The 10,437-nt window shown below is 67.4% G+C and carries 13 protein-coding genes and 1 pseudogene; 3 read left to right on the top strand and 11 right to left on the bottom strand.

All coding sequences use genetic code 11. The features are described 5' to 3' along the window. The 3 genes and pseudogenes from AC1DYI_RS18150 to rpsP form a co-directional block, all read right to left on the bottom strand. Window positions 1–164 (bottom strand): annotated as a pseudogene (locus AC1DYI_RS18150) (tRNA (guanosine(37)-N1)-methyltransferase TrmD); the annotation flags it as partial. Window positions 165–187: 23 nt separating this feature from the next. Further along, complete coding sequence (gene rimM, locus AC1DYI_RS18145; protein ID WP_477205531.1) at window positions 188–811, bottom strand: ribosome maturation factor RimM; 624 nt, start codon at window positions 809–811, stop codon at window positions 188–190. A 23-nt stretch (window positions 812–834) separates the two neighbouring features. After that, window positions 835–1,095 (bottom strand): 30S ribosomal protein S16, encoded by a 261-nt coding sequence (gene rpsP, locus AC1DYI_RS18140; protein ID WP_329717027.1) that lies wholly within the window; start codon window positions 1,093–1,095, stop codon window positions 835–837. Between the two features lie 233 nt (window positions 1,096–1,328). Between rpsP and AC1DYI_RS18135 the strand changes: the two genes are divergently transcribed. Together AC1DYI_RS18135 and AC1DYI_RS18130 are read left to right on the top strand one after the other, a co-directional pair. Then, window positions 1,329–1,874 (top strand): N-acetyltransferase family protein, encoded by a 546-nt coding sequence (locus AC1DYI_RS18135; protein WP_477205530.1) that lies wholly within the window; start codon window positions 1,329–1,331, stop codon window positions 1,872–1,874. Continuing rightward, the gene (locus tag AC1DYI_RS18130) at window positions 1,871–2,314 is read left to right on the top strand and encodes a hypothetical protein (RefSeq protein ID WP_477205529.1); all 444 of its coding nucleotides are present in this window, start codon (window positions 1,871–1,873) and stop codon (window positions 2,312–2,314) included. The genes AC1DYI_RS18135 and AC1DYI_RS18130 overlap by 4 nt, the downstream gene beginning before the upstream one ends. A 4-nt stretch (window positions 2,315–2,318) precedes the next feature. On the opposite strand, the gene AC1DYI_RS18125 is transcribed toward AC1DYI_RS18130, so the two are convergent. The 8 genes from AC1DYI_RS18125 to AC1DYI_RS18090 form a co-directional block, all read right to left on the bottom strand. Continuing rightward, window positions 2,319–3,329, bottom strand: coding sequence for an inorganic phosphate transporter (locus tag AC1DYI_RS18125; RefSeq protein WP_477205528.1), 1,011 nt, complete (start codon window positions 3,327–3,329; stop codon window positions 2,319–2,321). Between the two features lie 13 nt (window positions 3,330–3,342). Further along, window positions 3,343–3,990, bottom strand: a complete 648-nt coding sequence (locus tag AC1DYI_RS18120; protein WP_329717023.1) for a DUF47 domain-containing protein — start codon at window positions 3,988–3,990, stop codon at window positions 3,343–3,345. A gap of 100 nt (window positions 3,991–4,090) precedes the next feature. Further along, a complete protein-coding gene (locus tag AC1DYI_RS18115; RefSeq protein ID WP_477205527.1) occupies window positions 4,091–4,453 on the bottom strand; it encodes a DMT family protein in 363 nt (120 codons plus the stop codon). A 69-nt stretch (window positions 4,454–4,522) separates the two neighbouring features. Then, complete coding sequence (gene folK / locus AC1DYI_RS18110) at window positions 4,523–5,011, bottom strand: 2-amino-4-hydroxy-6-hydroxymethyldihydropteridine diphosphokinase (protein WP_477205526.1); 489 nt, start codon at window positions 5,009–5,011, stop codon at window positions 4,523–4,525. Continuing rightward, complete coding sequence (gene pcnB, locus AC1DYI_RS18105) at window positions 5,008–6,645, bottom strand: polynucleotide adenylyltransferase PcnB (RefSeq protein ID WP_477205525.1); 1,638 nt, start codon at window positions 6,643–6,645, stop codon at window positions 5,008–5,010. The genes folK and pcnB overlap by 4 nt, the downstream gene beginning before the upstream one ends. Next, window positions 6,642–7,328, bottom strand: a complete 687-nt coding sequence (locus AC1DYI_RS18100; RefSeq protein ID WP_477205524.1) for a histidinol-phosphatase — start codon at window positions 7,326–7,328, stop codon at window positions 6,642–6,644. The genes pcnB and AC1DYI_RS18100 overlap by 4 nt, the downstream gene beginning before the upstream one ends. Further along, window positions 7,325–7,999 carry a DnaA regulatory inactivator Hda gene (gene hda, locus AC1DYI_RS18095; RefSeq protein WP_477205523.1) on the bottom strand — a complete coding sequence of 225 codons (675 nt, stop codon included), beginning with the start codon at window positions 7,997–7,999 and terminating at the stop codon, window positions 7,325–7,327. The genes AC1DYI_RS18100 and hda overlap by 4 nt, the downstream gene beginning before the upstream one ends. Further along, window positions 7,999–9,060, bottom strand: coding sequence for an AI-2E family transporter (locus tag AC1DYI_RS18090; RefSeq protein ID WP_477205522.1), 1,062 nt, complete (start codon window positions 9,058–9,060; stop codon window positions 7,999–8,001). The genes hda and AC1DYI_RS18090 overlap by 1 nt, the downstream gene beginning before the upstream one ends. A 183-nt stretch (window positions 9,061–9,243) precedes the next feature. Here AC1DYI_RS18090 and AC1DYI_RS18085 point away from each other — a divergent pair. Next, window positions 9,244–10,437 (top strand): GNAT family N-acetyltransferase (locus AC1DYI_RS18085; protein WP_477205521.1); only part of this gene is annotated, 1,194 nt, incomplete at its 3' end.

Below are 10,437 nucleotides of genomic sequence, written 5' to 3'. Positions count from 1 at the left end.
CCAAAGGGTCGGTCGTCGACACGGCGGTAGTTGCCATCGGCGTGGTCGCGCAGTGGCCAGAACCGCACGTCAACCTGGCCGGACTCGAATGCACGCCGCGTCACCCCCTGCACCAGGAAGGGGGCGAACAGCTCGGGGAAAAGGGTGATGACGTCGAAGCGCATGGACAAAACGACGGTGACCGACGTCAGTAGTCCAGGCCCCAGTCGACGGTGATGCGGCGCTCGGCGAGGTCGACCTTGTCGACATAGGCGTCGACGAAGGGAATCAGCCGTTCGGCCTCGTCGGGCTTGGCGTCCGCTGGCGCGTCAGGGCGCTTCACGCGCAGGACGCAGTGGGCACCCGTGTCGAGCAGATCGATCACGTCGCCGAGCAGCGCGCCTTCGCGGTTGACGACGGCCAGACCGATCAAGTCGATCCAGTAGTACTCGCCGTCTTTGGCGGTCGGGAAACTCTGGCGGGAAATGAAGATTCGGGCACCGCGCAAGGCCTCGGCGGCGTTGCGGTCGGCAACGTCCTGCACCCGGGCCACCACCAAGGCGCCTTGCTCGCGCGCTTCGGTGATCTTCAGCACCCGGGGCAGCTTGGCCGCACTGGTCTTGGGGGCCGGCCCCACCGGTGGTTGCAGGAACCAGCGGCGTGAAGAAAACAAGGCCTGGGGGTCGGACGAGAAAGGCTTGACCTTGATCCCGCCCTGGATGCCCCAGGCGTCGACGATGCAGCCGACTTCGACCGCATCGTCGGGCCAGGCGGGGGTGTCGTCGAAGTCGGTGGTCTTGGCGACCGGCAAACTTTGAGACAAGACGCTCACCCCGCTGGCAGCCGCTCGAGCCCTCAGGCCGGGGCGACGACCTTGGCCTTGGCCGTGTCGACCAGGCGGCGCACGGTCGGCGACAGCTGGGCGCCGACGCCGGCCCAGTAGGTCACGCGGTCTTGCGCAACGCGCAGACCTTCTTCGCCTTCGGACGCCATCGGGTTGTAGAAACCCACGCGCTCGATGAAGCGGCCATCACGGCGCTCGCGCGAGTCGGCGACGACGATGTTGTAGAAGGGACGGTGCTTGGCACCACCACGGGACAGACGAATCACGACCATTTGTCGTTTCCTTGAAAAGTGGGTCGACCGCTGAAAACCCAGGAGACACCACTGGGCCAGCCGGTCTGCTTGTCCACCCGGCCGACCCTCAAGCCGCCCCGGTGAACACACTTCGGTCCCGTAGATACGCCGCACCCCAGGCGGGGTCGACCGTGACCGAAACATGCGATTATAAGCGCTTACCCCCAAACGGCGAAAGCACCCCCCGCTCGCCCCACCCAAATTCGCTGCCCATGCCCGCCACCGCCACGACGCTGATCCGCCCCAGCACCGACGCCGACCTGTCCGCCATCACCGCCATCTACGGCGATGCCGCCCTCACCGGCACCGGCACCTTCGAGCTGGAAGCGCCGAGCGAGGCCGAGATGGCCAAGCGCCGCGCCGACGTGCTGGCCAAGGGCCTGCCCTGGCTGGTGGCCGAGGTCGAGGGCCAAGTGCTGGGCTATGCCTACGCCAACCACTTCCGACCGCGGCTGGCCTACCGTTTCTGCGTCGAGGATTCGATCTACCTGCACCGCGACGCCCGCGGCAAAGGCCTGGGCACCTTGCTGCTGGCCGAATTGATGGGCCGTTGCGAAGCCGCCGGCGCGCGCCAGATGCTGGCCGTGATCGGCGACAGCGCCAACGCCGGTTCGATCGGCGTGCACCGCCGGCTGGGCTTCGAGCATGTCGGCACGATGAAAAGCGCCGGCTGGAAGTTCGAGCGCTGGCTCGACGTGGTGGTGATGCAAAAGGCCCTGGGCCTGGGCGACAGCCAGGCACCCGAGGCCGGCCGATGAGCGGTCCGAAATCGAAGACGCTGGCCACCTGGATCGCCGTGATCGGCGGTGGCCTCGGCCTGCACCGGCTCTACCTGCACGGCGGCCGCGACCCCTGGGCCTGGGTCTTCTGGCCACCGACACTGGTTGGCCTGGTCGGTGTGTTGCGCATGCGCAGCCTCGGCCAGGACGACATGCTGTCCTGGGCTCTGATCCCGTTGCTGGGCTTGTCGTTGTCGGCGGCGATGCTGAGCGCGATCGTCATTGGCCTGACGCCTGACGAGCGCTGGGCCACGCGCTTCAGCAATGGTGAGACTCAACGCCCCAGCGGCTGGGGCGCCGTGCTTGGYGTCATCGCCGCATTGCTGATTGGCGGCACGGTGCTGATGGGCACCATCGCCTTTGGCGGCCAGAAGTTCTTCGAGTGGCAGCAGCAAGCCGAAGCCGCCGCTGCCCACTGATTGATCAGAACAAGCTCAGGCTGAGCCAGTAGAAAGCGCCGGCGACGAAGGCTGCGGCCGGGATCGTGAAGATCCAGGCCCAGATGATGTTGCCGGCCAACCCCCAGCGCACGGTGGACGCACTGCGCACCGAACCCACGCCGAGGATGGCGCCGGTGATGGTGTGGGTGGTCGACACCGGAATGCCCAGCCCGGTGGCGATGAACAGCGTGATCGCACCGCCAGTTTCGGCACAGAAGCCACCGACCGGCTTCAGCTTGGTCAAGCGTTGACCCATGGTCTTGACGATGCGCCAGCCGCCGAACATCGTGCCCATGCCGATCGCCACGTAGCAAGCCCAGATGACCCAGGCCGGCGGTGCGGTCGCTTCGGCCGCCACATAGCCCGACGCCACCAGCAGCATCCAGATGATGCCAATGGTCTTCTGCGCGTCGTTGCCGCCGTGGCCGAGCGAATACAAGCCGGCCGAGACCAGTTGCAGCCGTCGGAACCAGCGGTCGATGCGGATCGGCGAGGTGCGGCGGAAGATCCACGCGACGATCACCATCATCAGCGAGCCGAGCACGAAGCCCAGCACCGGCGAGACGAAGATGAAGGCGACGGTCTTCAGGATGCCGCCGCCGATCAGCTTGGCGCCCCCGGCCTTGGCCATCACCGCACCGACGATGCCGCCGATCAGCGCGTGCGAGCTGGACGACGGGATGCCGTACCACCAGGTGATCACGTTCCAGGTGATCGCGCCGATCAACGCGCCGAACACCACATGATGGTCGACCACGCCCGGCTCGACGATGCCTTTGCCGATGGTCTTCGCCACGCTCAGGTGGAAGATCGCGATCGCGATCACGTTGAAAAAAGCGGCGAACAGCACGGCCTGCTGAGGCTTCAGCACGCCGGTGGACACGACGGTGGCGATCGAGTTCGCCGCGTCGTGGAAACCGTTCATGAAATCGAACGCGACCGCCAGCAGCACCAGCAACACGACGACCCAGAACGAGGCGGACACTGCATCCATGTCGTGCCGCGGCTCAGGAGTTCTCGAGGACGATGCCCTCGATCAGGTTGGCGACGTCTTCGCAGCGGTCGGAGATCGTCTCCAGGTGCTCGTAGATGGCCTTCAGCTTGATCAGCTCGCGTACGTCCTCCTCCTCGCGGAACAGGCGCGACATCGCGCTGCGCATCACGCGGTCGGCGTCCGACTCGAGGCGGTCGATCTCCTCGCAGGTCTTGATCGCGGCCTCGGCCACCTCGGCCTGGTTCAGGCGCGGCAGCAGCGAAACAGCATGTTGGACGCGTTCGCAGCACTTGACCGAGATCTCACCCAGGCGCAGCACGTCCTCGGTCACATGGCGCACGTCGTACAGCGCCATCACTTCGCTGCTGTCTTGCAGCAGGTCGGTGATGTCGTCCATCGCGTTGATCAGGCCATGGATCTGCTCGCGGTCGATCGGCGTGATGAAGGTGCGGTGCAGCAACCGGTTGACCTCGGCGGTGATCTTGTCGGCGCCGCGCTCGGCGACGTCCACTTCACTCGCGTACTTCTCGCGCAGGTCGGCTGTGCTGTAGTACTGGAGCATCGACATGAAGGCGCGGGCGCCTTCAGAGATGTACTTGCCGTGCTGGTTGAACAGCTCGAAGAAGTTGCCATCTTTGGGCAACAGTTTGCCGAAAAGCATTCGGGTCTCCTCGTGGTGACGCGCGGGCGCGCGGTCACAGATATGTCACCGAAGCGTCATCGGTGTGTCCGGGCGCGATTGTAGGCAGCCGGGGTGGCGATTAATTCCGGAAGATGAAATAGACAGCACCCACCAGACACAGGCCCGCCCAGAGGTAATCCAGCTTCAGCGGCTCACCCATGTAGACGCTGGCGAACACGACAAACACCGCCAGCGTGATCACCTCCTGGCCGATCTTCAGCTGCGCCAGGCTCAGGCCGCCGGCATAGCCGATGCGGTTGGCCGGCACCTGCAGCAGGTACTCGAACAGCGCAATACCCCAGCTGATCAGCGCGGCCGTCCACCAGGCTTGGCCCGCCTGGTGCTTCAGGTGGCCGTACCAGGCAAAGGTCATGAACAGGTTCGACAGCACCAGCAGGCCAAAGGCCTGGACCGAGATCGGCAACGCGGCGAGTTGATTCATAAGAAAGCCTCCGGCGAGGGGTGTGGCGTGGTCTCCTGCCGTTCGGCCAGGTCGACCACGACCAATGCGTCAGGGCAAGCGCTCGATGGCCTGGTCAGCCACCGCGGGCAGCAGGTCCTGCAGTGGCCCACGGCCGGGCAAGGACAAGCTGGGTGCGAGCTCGATCAACGGCAGCAGCACAAAGGCCCGCAGGTGCAGACGCGGGTGCGGCAGCGTCAACTCGGGCGTGGCCAAGCAGGTGTCGCCGTGCAGCAGCAGGTCCAGGTCCAGCGTGCGGGGTGCGTTGGGGTACGGACGTTCGCGGCCGAAACGGGTCTCGATGGCCTGCAACACGTGCAGCAGTTCGAGCGGCGTGAGCCGGCTGTCCAGTGCCGCGACGGCGTTCACATAGTCGGGGCCACCGGCATCCACCGGCGCGCTGCGGTACATCGACGAGCGGCCCGCCAGCTGCAAGCCGGGGCACGCGGCCAGCGCGTCAAAAGCCGCCTCGACCTGGGCCCGCGCGTCGCCGAGGTTCGCCCCCAGACCGACGTAGGCCCGCACCGGTGCGGTGTTCAATCGACGTCGTGGCCCGGCGACGGCACCGACTGCGGCGCACCGCCTGCATCTGACCCACCGCGGTTGCCCGAGGGCTTGCGGCGCCGACGACGRCGTTTGCGCGGCGCATCGCCGCCTTCGGCACCGGCCTCAGTCTCGTCTGGCGCGTCATCGCCCTCGGGCGCAGCCGCCACCGCGACCGCCGGAGCGCCCGCCGTTGCCCGGCGCGGGCCTGGCCCACCACCGCCCCGCTTGGGCTTGCTGCTTTCGCGCACCGCCTCGATCAGCGCCTCGCGCTCAGCGTCGGTGCCGAGCGAGAAGTCTTCCCACCACTCGGCCAGGTCGACAGGCATTTCGCCGGCATCGGCGCGCAGGCGCAGGAAGTCGAAGCCGGCGCGGAAGCGCGGCTGCTCGACCAGCGAGTACGGCGCATTGCCATTGCGGCGCTCGAAACGTGGCTGCATCAACCAGATCTCGCGCATGTCGGTGGCCAGCTTGCCGCGGCCCGAGATATCGCCGATGCGCGCGTCGAACACCGCATCGATCGCTTGCGACAAGGCCGGCATCGGGTGCTCACCCTGCTCGCGCAGCTTGGCGGCCTTGGACTCCACGTCGTGCCACAGCATGCAGGCCAGCATGAAGCTGGGCGCCACAGCCTTGCCCTCGGCCACACGGCGGTCGGTGTCGGCCAGTGCGAGGTGCACGAACTTCTCGCGCGCACTGCCCTCTGGCGCATTGGCCAGCACCGCCTCCAGCACCGGGAACACGCCGCGGTCCAGGCCCTGCTTCTTCAGCTCTGCCAGGCTGGCCAGCGCGTGGCCGGTCTGCAGCAGCTTGATCATCTCGTCGAACAAGCGCGAGGCCGGCACATTGGCCAGCAGGCTGGACATCGTGCGCAGCGGCTTCAGCGTCTTCGGCTCGATCGTGAAGCCCAGCTTGGCGGCGAAGCGGATCACCCGCACGATGCGCACCGGGTCTTCGCGGTAGCGCGTCTCGGGGTCGCCGATCATGCGCAGGGTCTTCGCCTTCGCGTCCTTCAGCCCGTGGTGGTAGTCGACCACGATCTGACTGCGCGGGTCGTAGTACATGCCGTTGACAGTGAAGTCGCGCCGGACGGCGTCTTCGACCTGCGGGCCCCAGACGTTGTCTCGCAGCACGCGGCCGCTGGCATCGACGACATGGCTCTTGCCGGCCATCTCTTCCTTCGAGGTCTTCTCGTTGCCTTCGACCTGCTCAGCCGCGTTGGTGTCCATGTAGGCGCGGAAGGTCGAGACCTCGATCACCTCGTGGTCGCGGCCGCGGCCGTGGATCACGTGGACGATGCGAAAACGCCGGCCGATGATGAAGGCGCGGCGGAACAGGCCCTTGACCTGCTCGGGCGTCGCATTGGTCGCGACGTCGAAGTCTTTCGGCCGCCGGCCCACCAGCAGGTCACGCACGGCGCCACCCACGATGTAGGCCTCGTAACCTGCGTCCTGCAGCGTGGTGACGACGCGAACGGCACGCTCGTCCAGCAGCGTCGGGTCGATGCCGTGCTCGGCGGCCGGCACCTCGACCCGCTTGCCCAGCGGAATGCGCGCCCCTTTGGCACCTGCGGCCGGCTTGTCGCCGGCGGCGGGCTTGCCCAGCAGCTTGTCGATGAATTTGCGGATCATGAAGTCTCGAATAGTCTGAGGATGCGCCAGCCGCGCTCGCGGGCAATGGCTTCGAGGGCCGGGGTGGGGTTGGTCGCGATCGGCGTCTGCACCCGCTCCAGCAACGGCAGGTCGTTGGTCGAATCGCTGTAGAACAGCACCTCGTCGAAGTCCCCCCATTGGTGGCCCAGCGATTGGAGCCAGGCCTCGACGCGCACGACCTTGCCCTCGCGGAAGGTCGGCACGCCCTGTGCACGGCCGGTGACCCGGCCATTGTCGTCGCGCTCCAGGTCCACCGCCAGCAGGTGCTCGACACCGAAGGCGCTGGCGATCGGGCGGGTGACGAATTCGTTGGTCGCGGTGACCACCGCCACCAAGTCACCGGCTTGCAGGTGGCCATTGACCAGCGCGCGCGCGCTCGGATGCAACTCGGGCTCGATCACCTCGTGCATGAAGCGCTCGCGCGCGGCTTCCGCCTCGGCCACCGGGCGTGTCCGCCAGGCCGAGGTCGCGAAGTCCAGGTACTCGGCCAGGTTCAGCGTGCCGGCCTGGTACTGGGCGAAGAACACGTCGTTGCGCTCGCGCCAGGCCGCGCTGTCGACCCAGCCGATCTTGACCATGAACTCGGCGAACGCGTGGTCGGAGTCGTTCGGCAGCAAGGTGCCGTCGAGGTCGAACAGCGCCAGTTTTCGGCTCGAGCTCATGCGTGGCTGCCCTCTTCGTTGACCATCTTCTTCAGCAGCGGCACGGTCACCGCGCGGCGTTCGGCGAGAGAGAAACGGTCGAGCTGGGCCAGCAAGGCCATCAACGACCCCAGGTCGCGGGCAAATCGGGTCAACAGGTAGTCCATCACGTCGTCAGACAGGAAGATGCCGCGCCTGTCGGCCTCGCGCCGCAGCGCGGCGCGGGTGCCGGCCTCGGTCAGCGGCTTCAGCGCATGCACCTGGCCCCAGCCCAGCCGGGTGCGCAGGTCGTCGCGCACGGTCAGGTCGACCGGCGGGAAGCGCCCGGCCGCGGCGATCTGCGCGCCATGCGTGGCGGCTTCGACAAACAGTGCGAAAGCGGCATGCTGGCGTTCGGCGTCGAGCCGCTCGGCACCGTCGATCACGACCAGCCACCAGCCTTCGTCGAAATCCCAGGGCAGCGGCGTGTCGGCATCGAACCAGCCCACGCGCGCGCCCTCGGCGCGCATCTGGCGCGCCAGCGCGGCGAGCAGGTGGGTCTTGCCGGCCCCCGACGGGCCCCACAGGTACACCGGGGCCGAGGGGACCGCCAGGCGCCGCAAGGCGTCGACGGCGGCCGCGTTGTCGCCAGCCACGAAATTGTCGAAATCGGGCTCCGCGTCGACGCCGATCGGCAGCGGGATCTGCTTCATCATTCTCGGTACAAGGCGCTGCCGAGATAGGCCGCCGTGATGCGCCGACCAGCGACCAAGCCGACGGCAGCCAACGGCAGCGCCACCAGCACGCCGACAAAACCAAACAAGTGGCCAAAAGCCAGCAGCGCGAAGATCACCGCCAGCGGCGGCAGGCCGATGCGCTCACCGACCAGACGCGGTGTCAACACGAAACTTTCGAGGATCTGGCCGACGCCGTAGACCACCGCGACCACGATCGGGCCATACCAGCCGTTGAACTGCAGCATGCCGGCGACAAGCGCCATCACGAGACCCAGGCCAAAGCCCAGGTAGGGGATGAAGATCGCCAAGCCGGTGAACACGCCCACCGGCAGGGCCAGCTCGAAGCCGCCCAGCGCCAACGCCACCGTGTAGTAGACGGCCAGGATCAGCATCACCAGCGCCTGGCCACGCAGGTACTGCCCCATCACGCCATCGCATTCGTCGAGGAAGTTGTCGACCTGCGCCCGGTGCCGCGGCGGCACCAGCGACAAGGTCTTCGCGATCAGGTTCGGCCAGTCCATCAACAGGTAGAACAGCACCGCCGGCACCAGCAGCGCAGTGCCCAGCACCGCCAGCATGATGCTGCCACCGATGCGCGCCGAGCTGAGCAAGGTGCTGGTCCACTCTTCGAGGTTGCCGTCGAGCGCATTGAGCACCATCGCCTTGATGCCGGCCACGTCCAGCGACACGTCGATGCCGTACTGCGCCAGCCAGGGCGACAAGTTGCGGTTGAGCCGGTCGGCCAGCAGCGGGATCTGCTCCTTCAGCAGCGGCACCTCCTTGGCCAGGATGGGCACGACGAGCAGCAGCACCGCCAGCACCGCCACCACCGTGCCCAGCACCACCAGCGTCACAGCCACCACGCGTGGCACGCGGCGCGCCGCCAGGCGCTCGACCGCGGGATGCAGCGCATAGGCCAGGCCAGCGCCCAGGATGAAGGGCATCAACACCGGTGCCAATGCCCACAGCACGGCCAGCGCGACGGCGGCGATCAGCACCCAACTGAGGGTTTGGCGCTGCGCGGGGGTCAAGGTCATGGGTGGGTGGTCGGGTCAGGGCCTGGGGTTGTGGCGGGCGGATTTTAGGTGTCGGCGGCCGCCACGACGCGGCCCGGGTGACACGCGGGCGATCGGGTAGATTCCGTCGCGTCTGAAACACTTGTGACGAGCGATATGTCCGACGCCCCTGCCAGCCGAGCCAAGAAAAGTCTGAAAAGCGCGATGGGATCGATCAAGCGCACCGGTGCGGCGCTGAAAAAGCTGAAGGTCGAGGCCCCCAGCCCGGCCGCCGCGGTGACCACCTTCAAGGAGCGCCGCCAGGCGCGGCGCACCACCTCGGGCCTGCGGCTGGTGCTGTCGGACCGGATCGACTTCGTGCACCCGGGCGACTGGGATTCGCTGGCCGAACAGACCGTGTTCCTCTCGCGGCCTTACTTGCGGGTGCTGGAGGAGCACGGGCCCGAGAACGTCGAGCCGCGCTACGCGATGGCCTACAACAGCGACCACAAGCCGGTGGCCATCATGCTGTTCCAGCGCGTCAACGTGGGCGGTGAGCGGCTGCGCAAGCCCAGCGCCAAGCGCAGCCTGCTGGACAAGCCGGTGGCCGGGCTGCAAGAGAACCTGCTGCTGTGCGGCAACCTGCTGGTCTGGGGCGCTCGCGCCATCGCGCTGGCGCCGGGCGTGGATGCGGCGTTGCTGTGGCAAGGCGTCGGCGAGGCGGCCTACCGCCTTCGTCGGGCTGACAAGCTGCTGGGCGAGTCCGACGTGGTGATGGTCAAGGACTACGCTGCCGGCGAGGCCGTCACGAAGGAATCGCTGCGCCTGCTCGGTTACCGCAGTGTCGAGACCGAGCCCGACATGGTGCTGAGCCTGAAGCCGGAGTGGACGCGCTTCGACGACTACCTGGCCAGCCTGACCTCGGGTTACCGCAGCAACGCGAAGAAGCTGCAAAAGGACTGCGCAGCCGCCGGCGTCACGATGCGGGTCATCGACGCGGCCGAGATGCAGACGCGGCAGGACGAGATTCACGCGCTGTACGAGCAGGTGCACCACGGCCAGTCGCTGCGGCTGGCGACGCTGGAGCCGAGCTACCTGCCGGCATTGGCCGAGGCGCTGGGTTCGCGTTTCGTCTGCCGCGTGGCCGAACGCGACGGCCGGCTGGTCGGCTTTGTCACCAGCGTGTCCGACGGCGCCACGGCCATCGGTTACTACATCGGCTACGACCGTGCAACGAATGCCGATGCGCCGATCTACCTGACGCTGCTGCAGTCGACTGTCGAAGACGCGATCGGCTTTCGTGCGCAGCGGCTGTCGCTCGGCCGCACGGCGCTGGAGCCGAAGGCCAAGCTGGGCTGCCAGCCCGAGCCGCTGGCCTGTGCCGTGCGCCACCGGGTGTCGGCGCTGAACCTGCTGGTC

The organism is Ideonella sp. P3_A4, assembly GCF_056403075.1.
This window is presented reverse-complemented; position numbering and strand designations above follow the sequence as displayed.

Coding starts and splice junctions, on each gene's coding strand:
- hda (WP_477205523.1), bottom strand. CDS start 7,999: ATGAAGCAGATCCCGCTGCCGATCGGCGTCGACGCGGAGCCCGATTTC.
- AC1DYI_RS18125 (WP_477205528.1), bottom strand. CDS start 3,329: ATGGATGCAGTGTCCGCCTCGTTCTGGGTCGTCGTGTTGCTGGTGCTG.
- rpsP (WP_329717027.1), bottom strand. CDS start 1,095: ATGGTCGTGATTCGTCTGTCCCGTGGTGGTGCCAAGCACCGTCCCTTC.
- AC1DYI_RS18115 (WP_477205527.1), bottom strand. CDS start 4,453: ATGAATCAACTCGCCGCGTTGCCGATCTCGGTCCAGGCCTTTGGCCTG.
- AC1DYI_RS18100 (WP_477205524.1), bottom strand. CDS start 7,328: ATGAGCTCGAGCCGAAAACTGGCGCTGTTCGACCTCGACGGCACCTTG.
- AC1DYI_RS18120 (WP_329717023.1), bottom strand. CDS start 3,990: ATGCTTTTCGGCAAACTGTTGCCCAAAGATGGCAACTTCTTCGAGCTG.
- AC1DYI_RS18135 (WP_477205530.1), top strand. CDS start 1,329: ATGCCCGCCACCGCCACGACGCTGATCCGCCCCAGCACCGACGCCGAC.
- AC1DYI_RS18090 (WP_477205522.1), bottom strand. CDS start 9,060: ATGACCTTGACCCCCGCGCAGCGCCAAACCCTCAGTTGGGTGCTGATC.